The sequence below is a fragment of the Actinomadura luzonensis genome (genome assembly GCF_022664455.2).
Classification (GTDB): domain Bacteria; phylum Actinomycetota; class Actinomycetes; order Streptosporangiales; family Streptosporangiaceae; genus Nonomuraea; species Nonomuraea luzonensis.
This window is the reverse complement of sequence record NZ_JAKRKC020000001.1, coordinates 609,179-629,911: the sequence shown is the minus strand read 5'-3', so window position 1 is coordinate 629,911 and position 20,733 is coordinate 609,179. Positions and strand designations below refer to the sequence as shown.

Genomic DNA, 20,733 nt, shown 5'->3' with positions numbered 1-20,733 from the left:
GGACGGGCGGACGAGGAGTGGCCGTGATCGAGTTGAAGAGCGCCGGCGAGATCGACGCGATGCGCGAGGCGGGACGGGTGGTGGCGGCCGTGCACGCCGCGGTGCGCGAGCGGGCCGCCGTCGGCGTGTCGCTCAAGCAGCTCGACCAGGTGGCCCGGACGGTCATCGAGGAGGCCGGGGCCGGCGCGTCGTTCCTGGGCTACCACCCGTCCTTCGGCGCGACCCCGTACCCGGGCGTCATCTGCACCTCGGTGAACGGGACCATGCTGCACGGCCTGCCGACGCCGTACCGGCTGCGCGACGGCGACCTGATCAGCGTGGACTGCGGCGCGATCGTGGACGGCTGGCACGCCGACGGCACGGTGAGCTTCACCGTCGGCGAGCCGCGCGCCGAGGACCTCAAGCTCATCAGGGTGGCCGAGGAGACGCTGGCCGCGGGCGTCGAGGCGGCGCTGCCCGGCGCCCGGCTCGGCGACATCGGCCACGCGATGTCCACGGTCGGGCGCGGCGCCGGCTACGGCATGCAGAACGACTTCGCCGGCCACGGCATCGGCCGGGCCATGCACGAGGCGCCGTTCGTGCCGAACGAGGCCCGCGCCGGGCGTGGCCTGCGGCTGCGTCCCGGCCTGGTGATCGCGATCGAGCCGAGCCTGATGGCGGGCGGCGGCGACGGCTACTGCATGGCCGACGACGGCTGGTCGGTGTGCTCGGCCGACGGCAGCCGCAGTGTGCACGTGGAGCACACGGTGGCTATCACGGCCGACGGCCCGGTGGTCCTCACGCTGCCCTAAAGGCGGGTCACGAAAGAGCCTGATGTTCCCCTGCCGACCACACCGGACCGTCAAGGACCGTGATCTTCTGCCCCTTCTCCCTCAGATGCGGCATTTTCCCAGGTCAAGCGTGAAAGTGCGGGTGTTTGTCCAAAGTGGACATAGGGCAGATCTCCTCCCGATAGCTACGGAGAGTAGTCGATAGGTATCAGAGGAGAACGATATGTATAGAGCAGGACTCATCCTCGCCGGTCTCGTCGGCGGGATGGTCGCGTTCGGCGGCTCCGCGCTAGCGACGTCCAACGTCACCGCCGCCGAGAGCGTGCAGAGCGGCATCCTCCCCGGCCCGAGCCACGGCAAGGAAGCGCCCGGCTGGGACTTCGGCGAGTGGAACAACTACGGTGAGGACAACGACATCCTCGACCTCGACCTCCTGAACGAGCTCCTCAGCTCGGTCCTGAGCGGCTGACGTCCCGCGTTGCCGACGATTCGCCCGAAGGGGCCCATCCTGCACGGGATGGGCCCCTTCGTCGCGGTCACCCTTCGTAACAGAAGGACGCCTCGAAGGAGTTGCGGGCCAGCCGGTCGAGCTGCTCGTCCGTCATCCCCAGCTCGCGCCGCAGCGCGGCGAAGTTGTCCTCGACGTAGCCGCCGAAGTACGCGGGATCGTCGGAGTTGACCGTCACCAGCAGGCCCTCGTCCAGCATCGCGGGCAGGATGTGGTCGCGGAGGGACGGCACCGCCCGCAGCCGCACGTTCGACAGCGGGCACACGGTCAGCGGGATGCGCTCGGCCCGCAGCCGGGCCACGAGCTGCGGGTCCTCCATCGCCCTGATGCCGTGGTCCACGCGCTCCACGCGCAGCACGTCCAGGGCCTCCCAGACGTAGTCGGGCCCGCCCTCCTCGCCCGCGTGCGCGACCCGCCGCAGCCCCTCGGCCGCCGCGATGTCGAAGACCCGGCGGAACAACGACGGCGGATGCCCCACCTCGGCCGAGTCCAGCCCCACCCCGATGAACTGCTCCCGGAAGGGCAGCGCGGCCCGCAGCACCCGCTCGGCCTCCTCCGCGCCCCTGTCGCGGAGGAAGCACATGATCAGCGCGGCCGACAGCCCGCCGTCCTTCAGCGCCGCCGACAACCCGCCGAGCACGACCTCCAGCGGCACGCCCCTGACCAGGTGCGCCTGCGGGTCGAAGAAGATCTCGGCGTGCCGCACCCCCTGCGCGGCGGCCCGGCGCAGGTAGGCGGTGGCCAGGTCGTAGAAGTCCTGCTCGGTGCGGAGCACCGCCATGTTCTCGTAGTAGACGTCCAGGAACGACTGCAGGCTCGTGAACGAGTACCGCGCCCGGATCGCCGCCACGTCGAAGGTGGGCAGCTCGACCCGGTTGCGCCGGGCCAGCTCGACGACGAGCTCGGGTTCGAGGGTGCCCTCGATGTGCAGGTGGAGTTCCGCTTTCGGACGCATGGACCGAGTAAACCCGACCCGCGGAGCGCGGAGCATCGTGCGAACCTCTGAACTCTCACCCCTTGACCTGGCATAACATCAGATTTCATGAGGGTGGCGGAGCTGCTCGCCCGCGACGACATGCGGCTGACACTGATCACGGACGATCCGGGCGGCGGGCTGCTCGATCGCGAGATCCGGCGCGCGTACCCGACCGACCTGCCCGACCCGCGGCGCTACCTGCGCTCCGGCGACCTCGTGCTGACCAGCGGCGTCTGGTACGCCGAGCCGGCCGACTGCGAGCGCTTCGCCGACGCCCTGTGGGCCGCCGACGCCGCCGCGCTGGTCGTGGGCCTGGTGGTGCTCGGGGAGCTGCCGCCCGCGCTGGTCACGGCGTGCGAGCGGCGTCGGCTGCCGCTGCTGCTGGCCGCGCCCGACCAGGCGTTCGGGGCGATCACCGAGGTGGTGACGGCCGAGGGGTTCGCCGCCGAGCAGCGCAGGGCCGAGCGGGTGCGGGCCCAGACCCTGCTGGACGTGCTCGGCCAGATCCCGCCCGGCGAGGTCTCGGCCCACCTGCGGCTGCTCGGCGCCGACCCCGGCCAGCCCACCGCCGCCCTGGTCGTGGCCCGGGCCGGCCGGGACGGGCCCGACCTGCCCGAGCTGCTGCACGAGGGCCTGGCGAGGAAGGGCCGCCACCTCGTCGTCGGCGGCACGCCGGAGGAGGCCGTGGTGCTGGTCAACGGCCGGGCCTCGCGCAAGAGCCTGGCCGACGAGCTGCGCGCGCTGGCCGCCGCCCGTCCCGGCCTCGCCATCGCGGCCGGCATCAGCGAGATGACGGCCAGCGTCTCCCAGCTCGGCGAGGCCCTGGAGACCGCCCGCCGGGGCATGGAGTCGGCGCGCGGCGGCCCCGGGCCGGTCTCGATCATGTCGGTGGCCGACATCGACAACGTGGACCTGCTGCTGGCCGCGCTCCCGCCGAGCGTGCGGCGCACGTTCCGCGACCACCTGCTCGGCCCGGTCGAGGAGTACGACGCCCGGCACGGCTCGGAGCTGCTGCGCACGCTGGACGTCTTCCTGGAGACGTGCGGCTCCTGGCAGCGCACCGCCGACGAGCTGTACGTGCACGTCAACACGTTGCGCTACCGGATGCAGCGCGTAGAGGAGCTGACCGGGCGGCGCATGTCGTCGATGCGCGACCGCACCGACCTGTACCTGGCGCTGCGCTCAGGAGGGAAGAGCGCCCGCGACGAGCCGGCCCCGTGACACCACGGCCACGATGTTCTCCGTGGCGAGGTCCTCGATCCGCTCCCACGGCCGCCCGCGCAGCACGATCAGGTCCGCGCCCAGGCCGGGCGCGATCCGGCCGGCCGGCACGCCGATCGCGTCGGCGGCGTCCGAGGTGGCGGCGCGCAGCGCCGCTCCGGCGTCCAGGCCGAGCACCCGCGTCATGCGCACGACCTCGGCCATCTGGTCGCCGAAGCGCACGTGGTGGCCGTTGGCGTCGGTGCCGAGCACGAACCGCACGCCGAGCGCCGCGGCCCTGGCCAGCAGCACGTCACGGGTGGCGACCAGCTCGGCCGCCTTCTGCCGGGACTCGGCGGTGACCGGGACGCGGCCCTCGGCGATGGCCTCGTTGATGAGCAGGGTGGGCGCGACCGGGGTGCGGCGGGCGGCCAGCAGTCCGGCCAGGTCCTCGCTCATGAGCGTGCCGTGCTCGATCGAGTCGACGCCCTCCTCGGCCGCGACGCGGATGCCGTCCGCGCTGTGGGCGTGCGAGGCGACCGGCATGCCGAGCGCGTGGGCCTCGTCCACGACCGCCCGGATCTCCTCGCGGGTGTAGTTGCGCCAGACGTTCTTGTCGCCCATCGACAGGACGCCGCCGCTGGTGGTGAGCTTGATGCCGTCCATGCCGGCGCGGGCCCAGACGCGCACCAGCTTGCGGCACTCGTCGGGGCCGTCGGCGGTGGGCTTGCGCAGCGGGAACGCGGGCGGCACGAACAGGTCGTTGTGCCCGGCGGTCATCCCCACCACGCCGTGCACGCGGAGGCGCGGGCCGGGCAGCACGCCGGCGTCGAAGACGCGGCGCAGCGCGATCTGGGCCTCGTCGCCCGCGAGGTCGCGCAGCGTCGTGACGCCGTGCCGCATGGCCCGCTGGGCGTGCGCGACGCCGTGCAGCACCTGCTCGTCGCGGGTGGTGGTGAGCGGCCAGGTGGCGAAGTCGGGCGGCTCGCCGGAGCCGGCCCAGCCGACCAGGTGCACGTGCGTGTCGACCAGGCCGGGCAGCACGCACAGGTCGCCGTGCCGCGCGGCGGCGGCCGGGCGCACGTCGAGGATGCGGTCGGGCTCCCAGCTCAGGTCGGCGGGGCCGCGGTGTTCGGTACCGTCCCAAAGAGGGATTCCGTCGAGTCTCATTTCCCGCTCGACGCTACCGGAGGCTCCGGGCGGCTGGAGGGATCTACGGTCCTCGCCGGGCCCTCTCGTAGGGACCTACGACACCCGCCTGGCGTTTTGCGCCCTTCCCGCGCGACCGCCGCCCGCCGGGTCGGCTGTCCGAAATGACCGTCACACGATGGTAATAATCGATAGATACGGTCCTGACCTGCATGTTCACCGCCGCCCAAGGAGAATTATGGCTACCTTCGACCGCCGCGCGTTCCTGCGGACAACGGGTCTGGCCGGACTGGCGCTCGGTCTGGCCGCCTGCGGTGGCGAGTCCACCGGCGGCGGCAGCGGCGGCAGCGGGAGCGCCGGCTTCGGCGCGGTGAAGCTGCAGCTCTCCTGGAAGAAGAACGTCGAGTTCGCCGGCGAGTACTTCGCCGACAGCAAGGGCTACTTCAAGGCCGCCGGGTTCTCCCAGGTCGAGCTGCTGTCCGGCGGCGGCTCCGGCACCTCGGTCGAGTCGGGCCTCGCCACCGGCCGCTGCTGGATCGGCTTGTCCACGCCCACCATCACCGCCCCGGCCGTGCTGCAGGGCGCGCCGCTGAAGATCGTCGGCGCGACCTTCCAGAAGAACCCGTTCGCCGTCATCTCCCTGAGCAAGAACCCGATCGAGAAGCCCGAGGACCTCGCCGGCAAGCGCATCGGCGTCCAGGACTCCAACGAGCTGGTCTGGAACGCGCTGCTCAAGGCCAACGGCCTCGACGCGGGCGCGGTGACCAGGGTCCCGTTCCAGTCGGACCCGTCGATGCTCACCTCCGGCCAGCTCGACGGGTACGTCGGCTTCGTCACCAGCGGCCCGGTCAACCTGCGCATGAAGGGCCACGACCCCAGGTACCTGCTGCTCGCCGACGCGGGCCTGCCGCTGGTCGCCGAGACGTTCACCGTCACCCAGGACACCATCGACAACGAGCGCGACAAGCTGAAGGCGTTCCTGACCGCCGAGATCAAGGGCTGGAAGGACGCCGTCGCCGACCCGGCCAGATCGGCCGAGCTGGCCGCCACCGTCTACGGCAAGGACCAGAACCTCGACGTCAAGGAACAGACGGAGGAGGCCAAGATGCAGAACGAGCTGGTCGTCACCCCGGACGCCAAGGCCAACGGCCTGTTCACGATGACGCCCGAGCTGATCGAGCAGAACATCGCCTCCCTCGGCAAGGCCGGCCTCGCCATCAAGGCCGAGCAGCTCTTCGACCTGTCGATCCTGGACGAGGTCCACCAGGCCGACCCGGGCCTCAAGCTCGCATGAGCGGGATCTCGATCCGCGGCCTGAGCAAGACCTTCGGCAAGGGCGTGACCGCCGTCGAGGGCGTGGACCTGGAGACGCCGAAGGGCTCGTTCCTGTCGCTGCTCGGCCCGTCCGGCTGCGGCAAGTCCACGGTGCTGCGCATCCTGGCCGGGCTGGAGCGGCCGACGGCCGGCGAGATCCGGGTGAACGGCGAGACCCCGGAGGAGCTGCGCCGCGGCCACCATCTCGGGATCGCCTTCCAGGACTCGGCGCTGCTGCCCTGGCGCAGCGTGACGGCCAACGTGCGGCTGCCGCTGGAGGTGGCCGGGCTCAAGCCGGAGCCCGGCGTGATCCAGGACCTGATCAAGCTCGTGGGGCTGGAGGGGTTCGAGAAGGCCAGGCCCGCCGAGCTGTCCGGCGGCATGCGCCAGCGCGTCTCGATCGCCCGCGCGCTCGTGGTCAAGCCCAGCGTGCTGCTGCTGGACGAGCCGTTCGGCGCGCTCGACGACATGACCAGGCAGCGGCTCAACCTGGAGCTGCTGCGCATCTGGACCGAGAAGCCGGCCACCACGCTCATGGTCACGCACGGCATCGGCGAGGCGGTGTTCCTGTCGGACGTGGTCGCCGTCATGAGCCCGCGCCCCGGCCGGGTGGTCGAGCTGGTGGAGATCGGCCTGCCCCGGCCGCGCACGCCCGCCATGATGCGCACGCCCGAGTTCCACGCCCTCCACGACCGCCTCAGCGACCTGCTGTTCGGGCACGGCTCATGAGGCGCGTCCAGGGGCTCGCCGGGGTCGTCGTGCTCGTCGCGCTCTGGTGGCTGCTGGCCGCGACCGTGTTCGCGGCCGGCGGCGCGGTGCCCACTCCGCTCGCCGTCCTGGAGTCGGTCGGCCGCGACGGGTGGGCCTTCTACGGGCCGAACGCCGGCGCCACCGTCTCCGCCGCCGTCCAGGGCTTCCTGTGGGGCAACGGGCTCGCCGTCGGGGTGGCGCTGCTCGTGCTGCTGGTGCCCAGGCTGGAGGCCGTCGCCACGCAGCTCGCGGTGATCAGCTATTGCGTCCCGCTGCTCGCCATCGGGCCGATCGTGCTGGTGGTGTTCGGCGGGGACGCCACCGTGGTGTTCCTGGCCGCCATCTCCGTCTTCTTCACCACGCTCATCGGCGCGCTGCTCGGGCTGCGCTCGGCCGACCGGGCGAGCCTCGACCTCGTCACCGTCTACGGCGGCGGGCGGCTGGCCAGGCTCCGGTACGTGCAGGTCGTCGCGGCCCTGCCGAGCACGTTCGCCGGGCTGCGCATCTCGGCCCCGTCGGCGCTGCTCGGCGCGATCATCGGCGAGTACCTGGGCAGCAACGACCAGGGGCTCGGCGTGTCCCTGATGATCTCCCAGCAGCAGTTCCAGGTGCCGCGCACGTGGGGGCTGGCGTTGGTGGCGGGGCTGGTCGCCGGGCTCGGGTACGCGCTGGTCGCGCTCGTCGCCCGGGTGGTCACCCCCTGGTCGCGCGGGGTGGCGTCATGATCGGGCGCACGGCGCTGCGGATCGTCGGGCCGCTCGTGCCGTCCGTGCTGGTCGTGGTGGCAGGGTGGTGGCTGGCGCTGGAGGCGTTCGGGATCAGCCCGCTGGTCGGCAAGCGGCCGCCGCAGGTGTGGGAGTACCTGACCGCGTCGGCGGAGCACCGGGAGGCGGTGTTCGGGGCGCTCGGGATCACGATCAGGGACGCGGCCGTCGGGTTCGCCTCCGGCCTGGCGGCGGCCGTGGCCGTGGCGGTGGCGTTCGTGTTGTTCCGCAGCGTGGAGCAGACGTTCATGCCGGTCGCGATGTTGCTGCGGTCGGTGCCGCTGGTGGTGATGACGCCGCTCATCACGCTGGTCTTCGGCCGGGAGCTGCTGGGCGTGGCCGTCATCGGCGGGATCGTGGTGTTCTTCCCCGCGCTGGTGAACATCGCCTTCGGGCTGCGCTCGGCCTCGCCGCAGGCGACCGACCTGGTGATGGCGTACGGCGGGACGCGGCTGACCGTGCTGCGCAAGGTGGCGGTGCCGACCGCGATGCCCGCGGTCTTCGCCTCGGCGCGCATCTCCGTGCCGGCCTCGATCATCGGGGCGCTGATCGCCGAGTGGCTGGCCACCGGGCAGGGCGTCGGGGCGGAGATCCTGCGGGCGATCGGCGGGTTCCGCTACGACGAGGTGTGGGCGGACATCGTGGTCGTCACCGGCGTGTCGATCCTCGCCTACGCGCTGGTCGGCGTGGTCGAGAGCCTGGTCCTGGCCCGCTTCGCCGGCTCCTGAGGAGCCGGTGGGCGGGCCCGGCCGCGGTCCTGTGTGCGGGGGGAGGCGCGGCCGAGCCCGCGGGAAGGGGAGCGCCATGGGCGTGCGGTGGGTTACCGGCACAGGGGGTGTGGCCGGTGAAGGCCCCGGGCGCTCCCGTGGTCCTCGATGGGCTGTTCCGTGATTCTGGTGCCCAGAAGTCGTTCATGTCCTGAAAAGTCGCCCAATATCTGGGGCTCCAGGTAAACCTGGGCGGCCCCCTGGGCGTCAGGGGGCCGCTTCTACGACTGGCAGGTCAGCACTGGACCGGCTTCAGCCACGAGCACTCCAGGTCGCCCGCCTGCTGCGGCACCGCCGAGCGGAGCTGCGCCGGCGCGTCGGCCGGGGCGGCGCGGGAGAACTGGGCCAGCCGGACCGCGATCTTGTCCTCGATGTCCTTCGGCGAGCCCGACAGGTACTGGTTGAGCATGATGGAGAAGACCAGCGGCTCGCCGTCGGCGCTGGTCACGTAGCCCGACAGCGCGGTCACGCCGGTCAGCGAGCCGGTCTTGGCGTGCACGTTGCCGGCGGCCGGGGTGCCGCCCATGCGGCTGCGCAGGGTGCCGCCGACGAAGCGCTCGCTCTTGCCGGCGACGGGCAGGGACTCGTACCAGGTGGGGAACCACGGCTTGCCGCGCACGGCGGTCAGGAGCTGCACGATGGAGCCGGGCGAGAACCCGTCGCGGCGCGACAGCCCCGAGCCGTCGCGCATGTTGATCACCTGCACGCCGTTGGCCTTGGCGAAGTCGGTGGAGACCTTGAGCCCGGCCGACCAGGTGCCCTGGCCGGCGACCTTGCGGCCCATGGCCTTGGTGAGGATCTCGGCGTGGATGTTGTTGCTCAGCTTCATGAACGGAACCAGCAGCTCGCCGAGCGTCATGGACTCGTGCCGGGCCAGCTCCCTGGCCCCGTCCGGGGCGGCTCCGGTCGCGCTCGCGCCGACGACCTTCACGCCGTGCCCGGCCAGCGCCTTGCGGAACAGCGAGGAGACGTACGCGGTGGGGTCGTCCACCGCCACCCACTCCTGGTACGGGTCCGCCACGGTGCCGGTGACGACCACCGTGCGGGTGCCGTGCTGACGCTCGATGAGCACGTCGGTGTCGGCGCCCACGGTGGCCCTGTTGACGATCTTCAGGTAGTCGGTCTCCGGGGTCGTGGAGACCTTGACCTTGTCGCCGTCGGCGGCCACGCTGACGATCACCGAGCCGGCGTCGTAGTCGCGGTCGGGCGAGGCGGTCAGGGCCGAGATCGGGGCCGCGTAGTAGGCGGTCTCGTCGTCCCAGGACCAGTCGTTGCCGAGCCGCTGGGAGTCGAACCAGGTGTCGTCGGCCACCAGCCGGCCGGCGACGACCTTGATCCCGGCCGCGGCCACCTGGGCGGCCAGGGCGTCGTAGTCCTCGGCCAGCATGGTCGGGTCGCCGGTGCCGCGCAGCACCAGGTCGCCGGCGAGGATCGAGCCCGCCTTGCGTCCGGTGGCGAGCACGGTCGTGGGGAAGCGGTAGTCGAGGCCGAGCGTCTCCACGGCGGCGGCCGAGGTGAACAGCTTGGTGTTGGACGCCGGGGTGAGCAGCTTGCCCGCGTCGGTGGAGTACAGCTCCTCGCCGGTCTTGGCGCTCTTCACCACGACGCCCGCGCGGGCGATGGTGAGGCGGGAGTCGCTGAGGATCTGGTTGATGTCCTGGGTGAGGTCCGCCACGCCGGCCGCGGGGTCGAGGGCGACGGCGGGTGAGGACGGGCTGGACGCCCACGCGAGGGCCGCGACGAGCGCGCCCGCGACGAGGGAGGCTGAGGTGCGCCGCATGGGGTCTCCAAGGTACTGGGGGACGCCTGTGAGCATGAGGCAGCGCGTGCGGGCTGTAATCCGCAAAATTCCGTATTTATCGGCCGGAACGGCGAGCCGCTGGACCGGCGGTCAGGCGGTCAGGCGGTCAGGCGGTCAGGCGGTCAGGCGGCCGGCCCGAGGTCAGCAGGAAGCCGCAGTCGCCGAAGGAGATCTCGTCGCCCGGCTTCACCCGCGCCGGGCTCACCAGCCGCCACCCGTTGAGCCGGGTGCCGTTGAGCGAGCCCAGGTCGACCAGCAGCCATCGGTCGTCGTCGTCGCGCCGCAGCTCGGCGTGCACCCGGGAGACCGTCAGGTCGGACAGCACGAGGTCGCAGGCCGACCCCCGCCCCACCACGTAACGCACCCGGTCGTCGTCGGGCAGCGCCAGCCGGGGCAGCCGGGGCCGCCGCCAGGCGGACTGCACGCGGGTGGTGAACTCCGACACCGACGAGACGGCGTCGGTCAGCCGCTGACGCAGCGTGGGCCGCCGCGGCAGGTCGGCCACCAGCTCGTCGAGCTCGTACTGGCTGCGCGCCCGCAGGGCCTGGTCGACCCGGCCGATGAAGGTGTCGTGGGAGATGCGTCCCTCCACGGCGCGGTTCTTGAGCTCGTCGATCGCACGGTCGCGTTCTCCGTCGGACGCGCGGAAAGGTGGATGGGTCGAGCTCATGTAGCGAGTATCGGCCTCAACCTCGGCTCGTGTCCAGAATACGCCGTATCAGTTGCCGATCGCATACCCCGTATGCATACTCGGTATTCATGCTGCCGGGCCTCCGACCCGCCGATCTTCGAGACCGTGCCGCACAGGAAGCTCTCCCAGAAAGAAGAACTCATGACTGTCGTGGAGCTGCGCGAGGTGACCCGCGAGCACGGCCAGGTGCCCGCCTTACGCGGCGTCAGCCTGAAGGTGTCGGCGGGGGAGCTGGTCGCCGTCATGGGCCCGTCGGGCTCGGGCAAGTCGACGCTGCTCAACCTGGCGGGCGGCCTGGACCGGCCCACCTCCGGCACGGTGCTCGTGGCGGGCCGCGACCTGGCCGGGGTGAAGGACCTCGCCGCCCTGCGGCGCGGCAGCGTCGGGTACGTCTTCCAGGACCTCAACCTGATCCCGTCCCTGACCGCCGCCGAGAACGTGATGCTGCCGAGGGAGCTGGACGGCGTCCGCACCCGCCGCGCCCGGCAGGAGGCGCTCGCCGCGCTCGCCGAGGTGGGGGCCGAGGACGTGGCCGGCCGCTTCCCCGAGGAGCTGTCCGGCGGGCAGCGCCAGCGCGTGGCCATCGCCCGCGCGCTGGCCGGCGAGCGGCGGCTGCTGCTGGCCGACGAGCCCACCGGCGCCCTGGACACCGCCACCGGCGACGACGTGCTGCAGCTCCTGCGGGCCCGCTGCGACGCGGCCGGCGTGGCGGTGCTGCTGGTCACCCACGAGCCGCGCTACGCCGCCTGGGCCGACCGGGTGGTCTACCTGCGCGACGGCCTGGTCGCCGAGTCGAACGCGGTGCGGCTGGAGAGCGCCCGATGAGCGCCGTCCGCGCGGCGCTGCGGATCTCGCGCAGGGACGCGCTGCGCGCCAAGGGCCGCACCGCGCTCATCATGACGCTGATCGGCCTGCCCGTGCTGGTCATCACGGCCGTGCTCACCGGCGGGGCCACCACGGACCTCACGCCGCAGGAGCGGCTGCCCGCCCTGCTCGGCGCGGCCGACGCCCGGATCGTCACGCTGCCGTTCCGCACCGCGGTCAAGCAGGACTACGCCGCCGACGGGCCCTCCCAGCGCGACGCGAAGCGCCGGGAACGGCCGTGGACCCCTCAGGAGGTCACCGCCCTGCTCAGCGGCGGCCGCCTGCTCCGCTACCAGCAGAACTCCGTCGAAGCCCGCGTCGGGGGCGGTTTCGACCGGGTGGACGTGCTGGAGACGGACCTGCGCGACCCGCTCGCCCGGGGGATGCGCGAGCTGGTGGAGGGCCGGTTCGCGGCCGCGCCCGGCGAGGTCGTGGTCTCGCCCGAGCTGGCCGGGCGCGGCGTCAAGGTGGGCGGCACGATCGGGGTCACCCGCCAGGAACGGCCGATGCGGGTGGTCGGCGTCGCCCGCCACCCGAACCGGCCCGGACTCGCCGAGGTCGTCGCCCTGCCCGAGGCCGTGCTGGGGCACCAGAACGACGGCAACAGCAGCGGCTGGCTGGCCGGCACCCCGCGCCCGGTCGGCCGGGCCGACGTGCGGCGGCTGAACCGGGCGGGCCTGGCCGTGGCCTCCCGCGCGGTGATCGAGAGCCCGACCGCGTCCGAGCTGCGGGCGAGGGAGGGAGCCGGACGCAGGCTGGCGGGCGTCGTCTCGGCGGGCCTGGCCGTCGTGGTGATCGTCGCCGAGACCGTGCTGCTGGCCGGGCCCGCGTTCGCCGTCGGGCTGCGGCGGAGGCGCAGGGAGCTGGCGCTGATCGCGGCGCAGGGCGGCTCGGCGGCGCACCTGCGGGCGGTCGTGCTGGCCGACGGGCTGGTGCTGGGCGGCCTCGCCGCGCTGATCGGGGCCTGCCTGGGCGCGGGGGCGGGCGTGCTCGCCGAGTCGCTGCTCGCGCCGGCGCTGGACTGGACGCACGGGCCCGTGGACGTGCCCGGGTGGCGGATCGCGGGAGTGGCCGCGCTCGGCGTGCTCAGCGGCCTGATCGCCGCGCTGGTCCCCGCGGTGCAGGCGGCCCGGCAACGCCCGGCGCAGGTGCTGGCCGGGCGAGCCGCGGTGGACCCGCCGGGCCGGGCCGGGCGTCCGGTGCTCGGGCTGGTCCTGGTCGCGCTCGGGCTCGCCGGGCTGGTGGCGGGCGTGCGGCCGGGGAACCCGTGGTACCGGAGCGCCGGGTTCCTCGGGACCGGGCAGCCGGCGCTGATCGCCGCCACCGTCACCGGGCTCGGCCTGGTGGCCGTGATGCCGTGGCTGGTGCAGCTGGCGGGGCGGCTCGCCGGGCGGCTGCCGCTGCCGATGCGGCTGTCCGTGCGCGACGCCGCCCGGCACCGCGTCAGGACGTCCTCGGCCGCCGCCGCCGTGATGGCGGCCACCATGGCGGTGGTCGCGCTCGGCATCGCGGTCAACACCTCCTTCGCCGGACGCGAGGCGGACCGCCGGGCGGTGACGCCCGTGGGCACGGTGACCGTGGACGGCCGCCAGGTGCGGACCGACGCGGAGTGGTCCCGGGCGCGGGCGGTGGCGGAGCGGGAGCTGCCGGGAGCGGCACCGGTGCCCGGGCTGAAGGCGCGCGACCGGAAGGGCGAGGCCGTCGAGCTCGCCCTGGCGTGGAGCCCGTCCTCGTGCCCCGACCCTGGCGCGTGCCGGCCGCCCGCCTACCACGACCTGGACCTGCCGATCGGCGACGAGCGGCTGCTGGCGCTGCTGCAGGGCCGGCGCGACGCGGCGGCCACGGCCGCGCTGGCGGCGGGCAAGGCGGTCGTCTTCACGCCGGAGGCGGTGCGGGACGGCTTCGTCACGCTGGAGGCCCGCGACCCGGAGCGGGAGACGCGCGCGACGTTCCGGGTGCCGGCGGTGGTGGCGAGCGCGGCCGAGCCCGAGCAGGCCGGCGCCCTCGTCCCGGCGTCGGCGGTGACGGCGGCCGGGCTTCAGGTGGCCGACCGGGCGCTCTACGCGGCGTACGAGCCGGTCGACGAGGACCGCCTGAACCGGGAGCTCAACGCGGTGAGCGGCGCGGTGTTCACGGACGTCGAGCGCCCCTACGACCGCGACCTCACCGGTTACCTGCTGGCGCTGCTCGGCGCGGCGCTGGTCCTGGTGCTCGGCGGCACGTTCGCGGCGACCGGCCTCGCGGCGGCCGACATGCGGCAGGACCTCGACATCCTGTCGGCGGTCGGCGGCGCGCCCCGGGTGCGCAGGCTCGTGGTGGCCGCCCAGGCGGCCTGCGTCTCGGGCCTCGGGGCGCTGGTGGGGCTGGCCGGCGGGGTGCCGGTGGGGGTGGCGCTCACCTCCCCGTACGCCCGGTCGTACGTGACGGGCGGCGGGGTGCTGCTCTCGCACGGCGAGTCCCAGGTGCACGTCCCGTGGGTGTTCCTGGCGGTGGTCGTGGCCGGGCTGCCGCTGCTGGCGGCGCTGGTGACGGGGGCGGTCACGCGGACGCGCTGGGCTCCGGCGCGGCGGGCGGCCTGAGCCGGTACTTCAGCGTCACCAGCACCGACGCGAAGATGATCAGCGCGGGGATCGCGGTCTGCCCGACGAGGACCGCGGTGACCGCGCTGTCCGGCTGCCGGACCGGCGTGTCCGGCTGCGACTCGACGAAGCCGCTGAGCGACAGGAGGACGCCGAAGACCAGCGCGCCGAACGAGCTGACCGCGTTCTCGATGGCCGTCCACAGGCCGGTGAGCACGCCCGCGCGGCGCTTGCCGCTCTCGGCGGCGTCCACGGCGATGACGTCGGCCAGCATGGAGAACAGCAGCAGTTGCAGCCCGGCGTACCCGACGCCGACGACGAGGATCGTCGCGTGCGCCCACAACGAGCCGAACACCGGCGTCGCCATGGCCGCGGCGGTGCCCGTCCCGAACAGCGAGGCCGCCAGCACCATCGCCCCGCGCTTGTCGAAGCGCCTGGCCAGGCGCACCCACAGCGGCATGGTCAGCAGGATCGGCCCGACGAGCGCGGCGAACAGCGTCTGCGTGGCCTTGGGGTCGCCGATCGTGTACGTGGCGAAGTACGGCGCGGCGGCCAGCATCATGCTCGCGGCCAGCATCTGCGTGCAGGCCAGCACGGTCAGCCACAGGAACGGCCGGTTGCCCCTGATCGCGGCGAGCTGCTCGCGCCAGGTGCCCCGGTCGGCCTCGGGCGCGCCGGTCATGGGGGCGCGGGCGGTGCCGAGGAAGGAGCCGAGCATGGCGACCAGCAGGATGGCCGCGATGACCAGCGCCATCGTGCGGTAGCTGGCGAGCGTCCCCTCGGCGCCGTCGCTGGTGGCGAGGGCCGGGGCGAGCACGCCGCTGAGCGCGGTGGCCACGCCGACGAAGACCATCCGCCACTGGAGCAGCGACGTGCGCTCGTGGTAGTCGTGCGTCATCTCGCCGGGCATCGCCTTGTACGGCACCTCGAACAGCGCGTACGCGGTCGCCGTGGCGAGGAAGCAGACGGCGACGTAGGCGGCGGCGGGCGCCCCCGTCAGCGGCGGCCCGGCGAAGACCAGGAAGAACGCGACCGGCAGCGTGCAGGCCCCGGCCAGCAGCCACGGCCGGCGCGGCCCCCACCGCGACACCGTCCGGTCCGACCAGCGCCCGATCAGGGGGTTGATCACCAGGTCCCAGACCTTGGGCGCGGTGACCACCACCCCGGCGAGCCAGGCGGGCACGGCGAGGAGGTTCGTCATGTAGAACAGCAGCAGCAGCCCGGGTACGGCGTTGGCCGTGGCCGTGCAGAAGGAGCCGACGCCGTAGCCGAGGCGCACGCCCCTGGAGACCGTGGGCGTGTCCACCGCCGGTGCGATCATGCCCACATTAGAGCCGACCTCAGGGCTGCCGGGGAGACCCACTCGCGGTCCGGCGGCGGGCGGTGACGCTCCGCCGCCGGGCGTTCCCGTCGCCGTCAGTCGCTCACGTTCGCGCACACCACGTGCGCGCCGATCTCGATCATGCGGCGTTCGCTGCGCGCGTCGGCCACCCGGGCCATGAGGATGGGCGCGCCGCTCGCCGCGAACTGCGGCAGCCGGGCCCGCACCAGGCGGTGCAGGTCGCGCACGACGTCCTCGGCGGCCGACATGTGCACCTTGACGTGCAGCATGATGCCGGTGGCCCCGGACGCGGTGCTCGCCTCGGAGATCCAGACGTGGTGCACCAGCGGGAAGTCCATGAGCAGGTACGCGATCGCCTGCCGCAGCGCGGGCAGGATCGGGTGCGTGCACCTGCGGTAGCCGGGGTCCACCTGCTGCATCGGGCCCGACAGGTGGGGGCGCGGCGCGGGCACCCACGGGAAGGCCGGCGCCTGCGGGGCCGGCGGGGCGACCTGGGCCAGCGCGGCGCCCCGCGACACGGTGGCCATCGCGCCCGTGGCGTAGGCGGCCGGGGCCGCCCCCGACAGCACGGGCGTGGGGCCGGTCCTGGTCGTGGTGAGGAAGCGCTGGAGGTCGTCGATGGGCACGGCGGCGGCGGCGGGACCGGCCGCGTCGATCACGATCTCCCGCACGCCCGTGACGCGCTGGATGTCCAGGATGGTGTCGGCGTCACAGGCCGACAGGGAATGACCGCCGCGGTGCCGGGCGTACGTGGTGGGGCTGGTGTAGCCGAGCAACACGCGGTCGCCGGCCTGGGTCGTCCCGAGGACGACCGAGCGGTCTGGTCGCACCGCCACCAGGACGCCGGCGTCGGCGAGAGCGCCCAGCAGCCGGTGGGGCGTGCCATGCTGGGCGAGAACGTCGGCAAGCGCAGGATTCCCGATGCTCATATGACGAACCATAGGTAGTCGGCCACGGCTTATCAGGCTAATGGCGAATAAATCTCCCGATCAAGACGAAGATGGGCCCAGGATGGATGACTTTTCCCACCCCTGGGTACGGCCCACCTGTCTCATATGGTGGGTGTCTCGTGAAAGCGTTCACAAGCGCCGGTTAGACTCGGTGGGACCGCCGGGGGATCCGTGGACGTGTCCCCCTCGAAGACCCGCCGGAAGCCCCTAAGGATCCACCCGTGAACAAGCCCGTCGTACTGGTCGCAGAAGAGCTGTCCGAGGCCGGCCTCGCCGTGCTCGGCGCGGATTTCGAGGTCCGCCACACCGACGGCGCCGACCGTGCCCAGCTGCTGCCCGCCCTCGCCGACGTGGACGCGCTCATCGTGCGCTCCGCCACCCAGGTCGACGCCGAGGCCATCGCCGCGGCGCCGAGGCTCCGGGTGGTCGCCCGCGCGGGCGTCGGCCTGGACAACGTCGACGTCGAGGCCGCCACGAAGGCCGGGGTCATGGTCGTCAACGCGCCGACCTCCAACATCACCAGCGCCGCCGAGCAGACCATCGCCCTCATCCTGGCCAGCGCGCGCAACACCGCCCAGGCCCACGCCGCGCTGAAGAACGGGGAGTGGAAGCGGTCCAAGTACACCGGCGTCGAGCTGGACGAGAAGGTCGTCGGCATCCTCGGCTTCGGCAAGATCGGCCAGCTCGTGGCGCAGCGGCTCGCGCCGTTCGGCGTCGAGATCATCGCCTACGACCCCTACCTGCCGCCGGCCCGCGCCGCGCAGCTCGGCGTCAAGCTGGTGAGCCTCGACGAGGTCTTCAAGCAGGCCGACTTCATCACCGTGCACCTGCCGAAGACCAAGGAGACCCTCGGCCTCATCGGCGACGAGGCGCTGCACAAGGTCAAGCCGAGCGTGCGCATCGTCAACGTGGCCCGCGGCGGCATCGTGGACGAGGCCGCGCTCTACTCGGCCCTCAAGGAGGGCCGGGTCGCCGGGGCGGGCCTCGACGTGTTCGCCAAGGAGCCCTGCACCGACAGCCCGCTGTTCGAGCTGGACCAGGTCGTCGTCACCCCCCACCTCGGCGCCTCCACGCACGAGGCCCAGGAGAAGGCCGGCACCCAGGTCGCGCGCAGCGTGAAGCTGGCGCTCGCGGGCGAGTTCGTGCCCGACGCGGTCAACGTCCAGGGCGGCGCGGTGGCCGAGGACGTCAAGCCGGGCCTGCCGCTGGCGGAGAAGCTGGGCCGGGTGTTCACCGCCCTCGCCGGCGAGGTCGCCACCAAGCTCGACGTCGAGGTGCGCGGCGAGATCGCCTCCCAGGACGTGCGGGTCATCGAGCTGGCCGCGCTCAAGGGCGTCTTCGCCGACGTGATCGAGGAGCAGGTCACCTACGTCAACGCGCCGCTGCTGGCCAAGGACCGCGGCGTCGCCGTCGAGCTGGTCACCAGCTCCGAGAGCCCCGACTGGCGCAACGTCGTCACCGTGCGCGGCGTGCTGGCCGACGGCCGCCAGGTCTCGGTGTCGGGCACGCTGTCGGGCCCGCGCCAGATCACCAAGATCGTCGAGGTCAACGGCTACGAGATGGAGATCGAGCCGACGGCCCACCTCGCCTTCTTCACCTACGCCGACCGGCCCGGCATCGTCGGCGTGGTCGGCCGCCTGCTCGGCGAGCACGGCGTCAACATCGCCTCCATGCAGGTGGCCCGCGACACCAAGGGCGGCAGCGCGCTCATCGCGCTGACCGTCGACTCGGCGATCCCGGCCGACGTGATCGAGCAGATCGCCACCGAGATCGGCGCCGACAGCGGCCGCTCGGTGGACCTGGAGGACTGACCCCCTCCCGCCTGCGACAAGGCCGCCGCCCGGCTCGGGCGGCGGCCTTTTGTTGTCTCAGCATGCAAGATACTAGGACATCCAACGAGATTCCTCGGTTACCGTGGAAGGCACATGCGCCAGGTGCTCGTACTCATTACCTGCCGCGGCGAGGCCTGTTAGGGCAGGTCGACGACTCGCCGCGGTGAGCGGCATGCGTCGGCCGGTAAGTCCCATCGTCCCGGCCCGTGACCCGGGCCCGCGACGACAGGCCCCCGTTCGGATTCGCGACCGGGGTCCGACCTCACCCGTAGGAACGCGCCCGCGAAACGAGATGAGAACCATGTACGAGATGTATGCCTGGAACCGCGCCGAGGAGCACGAGGACGAGGCCGCCGAGGCCCTGCAGACCGCGCTGGACCGCCGCGACAACGGCGGCGCGCCGCAGAGCTCCGGCCGGTAGCCGAGGTCCGGGCGGCCCCCCAGGGGTACGAGGCCGCCCGGACGGTTCGGCGGAGATCCGGTTCAGAGGACCGAGGCCACCGGCATGGCCGGGGCGGGCGCCGCGCGCCGCTCGGCCCACTCCCGCACGCCCTTGGCGTCGGGACGCACGGCGCCGACGAAGGCGTCCCTGCGCCAGCTCGACAGCTTCTCCTCCTTGACGACGTCGCCGCTGTGCGGCGCGTGCACCATGTAACCGGGCCGGGAGATCATCCCGACGTGGCCGAGGCCGCTGAAGAAGACCAGGTCGCCGGGTCTGAGGTCGTTCCAGGCGATCTTCCGGCCGAACGCCGCGTACTGCTCGGCGGCCGTGCGGGGGAGGTCGATCCCCGCCTTCTCGTAGGCCCGGAGCATGAGCCCCGAGCAGTCGTACCCGCCTCTGCCGGTCCCGCCCCACAGGTACGGGACGCCCTGTTTGTCCAGGGCGAAGTCGAGGGCGACCTTCCAGGCGGGCCGGTAGCGCCGGTCCTGGATGCTCTTCAGCTCGGGGCCGGTGAGAGTGGTGGTGAGGGCGGCCTGGTCGAGCGCGTCCTCGGGGGTGGTGGTGGATGCCTGGGCGGGGGAGGCGAGCACGGTGAGGCCGGCTGCGCCCGCCGCCACGAACATGGCGATGCGGAACAGGGGACTGTCCTTCCATACGGCCGACCGGGTTAGCTGACGGGCTCGGGCCTGGAAGCAGCCCTACGGCGCGGTGCCGATTCGCCCCTGGGGGGAGAGTGGGTCCCCGGCTCCACGCGAACCGCCGCGTGGATTAGGCAGGTCAGGGACTCTAACGAAACGGTCAAAAGACCGCAAACCCCGTAAACCGGACTTTACGGAAATAGTCCGATGAATGAGATGCGGTGTTCGGCAGGCGAGACGACCCGGTAAGGTACCGGCATGGAGTCGCGTAACATCCGCCTGGCCGTCATCCCCGGCGACGGCATCGGCGCCGAGGTCGTCACCGAAGGGCTCAAGGTCCTGGAGGCCGTGGGCACGAAGATCGAGTCCACGCACTACGACCTGGGCGCGGCCCGCTACCACCGCACCGGCGAGACGCTGCCCGACTCGGTGATGGAGGAGCTGCGCGGCTACGACGCGATCCTGCTCGGCGCGGTGGGCGACCCCAGCGTGCCGCCCGGCGTCCTGGAGCGCGACCTGCTGCTGCGCCTGCGCTTCGCCTTCGACCACTACGTCAACCTGCGCCCGGTCAAGCTCTTCCCCGGGGTCTCGACCCCGCTCGCCGGAGCCGGGCCCGACGACATCGACATGATCGTGGTCCGCGAGGGCACCGAGGGCCTCTACGCCGGCACCGGCGGCGCGATGCGGCGCGGCACGCCGCACGAGATCGCCACCCAGGAGTCGCTCAACACCGCCTACGGCGTCGAGCGCGTCGTCCGCTACGCCTTCGACAAGGCCCAGGGCCGCCCGCGCAAGAAGCTGACGCTGGTCCACAAGACCAACGTGCTCACCTTCGCCGGCGACCTGTGGCAGCGCACCGTCGACCGGGTGGCCGCCGAGTACCCCGAGGTCACCACCGACTACTGCCACATCGACGCGGCGTCGATGTTCTTCGTCTCGCAGCCGGAGCGCTTCGACGTCGTCGTCACCGACAACCTGTTCGGCGACATCATCACCGACCTCGGCGCGGCCATCGCGGGCGGCATCGGGCTGGCCGCCAGCGGCAACGTCAACCCCGAGCGCAGCGCGCCCAGCATGTTCGAGCCGGTGCACGGCAGCGCCCCCGACATCGCGGGCCAGGGCAAGGCCGACCCGACCGCCACCATCCTGTCGGTCGCCATGCTCCTCGACCACCTGGGCCTCGCCGCCGAGGCGGCCAAGGTCGAGCAGGCGGTCGCCGCCGACCTCGCCGAGCGGGCGGCGGGCGGCGCGGGGCGCAGCACGTCCCAGATCGGTGACGACATCACCGCGCGAGTATCCGGCTAGGGCCGCCTAGCTCCCGTACGCGCCTGGCGGTCCGGACTGGACTGCCAGGCGCTTTTTGCTGTCCAAACGGTCGAACCACCCCATTGGCCGC

The 20,733-nt window shown here is 72.9% G+C and carries 18 protein-coding genes and 1 riboswitch; of the genes, 11 read left to right on the top strand and 7 right to left on the bottom strand.

All coding sequences use genetic code 11. The features are described 5' to 3' along the window. Nucleotides 1-23 precede the first annotated feature (23 nt). Together map and MF672_RS03000 are read left to right on the top strand one after the other, a co-directional pair. Nucleotides 24-791, top strand: coding sequence for a type I methionyl aminopeptidase (gene map / locus MF672_RS03005; RefSeq protein WP_242373451.1), 768 nt, complete (start codon nucleotides 24-26; stop codon nucleotides 789-791). A gap of 202 nt (nucleotides 792-993) precedes the next feature. Then, complete coding sequence (locus tag MF672_RS03000; protein WP_242373450.1) at nucleotides 994-1,239, top strand: hypothetical protein; 246 nt, start codon at nucleotides 994-996, stop codon at nucleotides 1,237-1,239. A gap of 67 nt (nucleotides 1,240-1,306) precedes the next feature. Here MF672_RS03000 and MF672_RS02995 read toward each other — a convergent pair whose 3' ends face one another. Then, the gene (locus MF672_RS02995; RefSeq protein WP_242373449.1) at nucleotides 1,307-2,233 is read right to left on the bottom strand and encodes an adenosine deaminase; all 927 of its coding nucleotides are present in this window, start codon (nucleotides 2,231-2,233) and stop codon (nucleotides 1,307-1,309) included. Between the two features lie 87 nt (nucleotides 2,234-2,320). Here MF672_RS02995 and MF672_RS02990 point away from each other — a divergent pair, with 87 nt between their 5' ends. Beyond that, nucleotides 2,321-3,475, top strand: coding sequence for a helix-turn-helix domain-containing protein (locus tag MF672_RS02990; protein ID WP_242373448.1), 1,155 nt, complete (start codon nucleotides 2,321-2,323; stop codon nucleotides 3,473-3,475). Here MF672_RS02990 and MF672_RS02985 read toward each other — a convergent pair. After that, nucleotides 3,437-4,624, bottom strand: a complete 1,188-nt coding sequence (locus tag MF672_RS02985; RefSeq protein WP_242373447.1) for an amidohydrolase family protein — start codon at nucleotides 4,622-4,624, stop codon at nucleotides 3,437-3,439. The two genes, MF672_RS02990 and MF672_RS02985, sit on opposite strands and share 39 nt — an antisense overlap. A gap of 217 nt (nucleotides 4,625-4,841) precedes the next feature. Here MF672_RS02985 and MF672_RS02980 point away from each other — a divergent pair, with 217 nt between their 5' ends. The 4 genes from MF672_RS02980 to MF672_RS02965 are packed head-to-tail and all read left to right on the top strand — an operon-like array spanning nucleotide 4,842 to nucleotide 8,159. Next, nucleotides 4,842-5,897: an ABC transporter substrate-binding protein gene (locus tag MF672_RS02980; protein WP_242373446.1), complete on the top strand. Its 1,056-nt coding sequence runs from the start codon at nucleotides 4,842-4,844 to the stop codon at nucleotides 5,895-5,897. Beyond that, nucleotides 5,894-6,646: an ABC transporter ATP-binding protein gene (locus tag MF672_RS02975; protein ID WP_242373445.1), complete on the top strand. Its 753-nt coding sequence runs from the start codon at nucleotides 5,894-5,896 to the stop codon at nucleotides 6,644-6,646. Before MF672_RS02980 ends, MF672_RS02975 begins: the two co-directional genes overlap by 4 nt. Next, complete coding sequence (locus MF672_RS02970) at nucleotides 6,643-7,392, top strand: ABC transporter permease (RefSeq protein WP_242373444.1); 750 nt, start codon at nucleotides 6,643-6,645, stop codon at nucleotides 7,390-7,392. The genes MF672_RS02975 and MF672_RS02970 overlap by 4 nt, the downstream gene beginning before the upstream one ends. Then, entirely contained in the window at nucleotides 7,389-8,159 is a 771-nt protein-coding gene (locus MF672_RS02965; protein ID WP_242373443.1) for an ABC transporter permease, read from the top strand. Before MF672_RS02970 ends, MF672_RS02965 begins: the two co-directional genes overlap by 4 nt. A gap of 274 nt (nucleotides 8,160-8,433) precedes the next feature. Here MF672_RS02965 and dacB read toward each other — a convergent pair whose 3' ends face one another. After that, entirely contained in the window at nucleotides 8,434-9,978 is a 1,545-nt protein-coding gene (gene dacB / locus MF672_RS02960) for a D-alanyl-D-alanine carboxypeptidase/D-alanyl-D-alanine endopeptidase (protein WP_242373442.1), read from the bottom strand. A 127-nt stretch (nucleotides 9,979-10,105) separates the two neighbouring features. Then, nucleotides 10,106-10,669 (bottom strand): FHA domain-containing protein, encoded by a 564-nt coding sequence (locus tag MF672_RS02955; protein WP_242373441.1) that lies wholly within the window; start codon nucleotides 10,667-10,669, stop codon nucleotides 10,106-10,108. Nucleotides 10,670-10,831: 162 nt separating this feature from the next. On the opposite strand from MF672_RS02955, the gene MF672_RS02950 reads away from it, so the two are divergent. Then, nucleotides 10,832-11,515: an ABC transporter ATP-binding protein gene (locus tag MF672_RS02950; protein ID WP_242373440.1), complete on the top strand. Its 684-nt coding sequence runs from the start codon at nucleotides 10,832-10,834 to the stop codon at nucleotides 11,513-11,515. Then, a complete protein-coding gene (locus MF672_RS02945) occupies nucleotides 11,512-14,133 on the top strand; it encodes an ABC transporter permease (protein ID WP_242373439.1) in 2,622 nt (873 codons plus the stop codon). The genes MF672_RS02950 and MF672_RS02945 overlap by 4 nt, the downstream gene beginning before the upstream one ends. Here the strand turns inward: MF672_RS02945 and MF672_RS02940 are convergent. Both MF672_RS02940 and MF672_RS02935 read right to left on the bottom strand, forming a co-directional pair. Continuing rightward, a complete protein-coding gene (locus tag MF672_RS02940; protein WP_242373438.1) occupies nucleotides 14,093-15,454 on the bottom strand; it encodes an MFS transporter in 1,362 nt (453 codons plus the stop codon). The two genes, MF672_RS02945 and MF672_RS02940, sit on opposite strands and share 41 nt — an antisense overlap. A 95-nt stretch (nucleotides 15,455-15,549) precedes the next feature. Next, complete coding sequence (locus MF672_RS02935; RefSeq protein ID WP_242373437.1) at nucleotides 15,550-16,404, bottom strand: hypothetical protein; 855 nt, start codon at nucleotides 16,402-16,404, stop codon at nucleotides 15,550-15,552. A 242-nt stretch (nucleotides 16,405-16,646) separates the two neighbouring features. Here MF672_RS02935 and serA point away from each other — a divergent pair, with 242 nt between their 5' ends. Further along, entirely contained in the window at nucleotides 16,647-18,236 is a 1,590-nt protein-coding gene (serA, locus tag MF672_RS02930) for a phosphoglycerate dehydrogenase (RefSeq protein ID WP_242373436.1), read from the top strand. Between the two features lie 504 nt (nucleotides 18,237-18,740). On the opposite strand, the gene MF672_RS02925 is transcribed toward serA, so the two are convergent. Beyond that, a complete protein-coding gene (locus MF672_RS02925) occupies nucleotides 18,741-19,316 on the bottom strand; it encodes a C40 family peptidase (RefSeq protein ID WP_242373435.1) in 576 nt (191 codons plus the stop codon). 24 nt (nucleotides 19,317-19,340) lie between these two features. Further along, nucleotides 19,341-19,484, bottom strand: a riboswitch (cyclic di-AMP (ydaO/yuaA leader). Nucleotides 19,485-19,595: 111 nt separating this feature from the next. Between MF672_RS02925 and MF672_RS02920 the strand changes: the two genes are divergently transcribed. Next, nucleotides 19,596-20,642 (top strand): 3-isopropylmalate dehydrogenase, encoded by a 1,047-nt coding sequence (locus tag MF672_RS02920; RefSeq protein WP_242373434.1) that lies wholly within the window; start codon nucleotides 19,596-19,598, stop codon nucleotides 20,640-20,642. Nucleotides 20,643-20,733 lie beyond the last annotated feature (91 nt).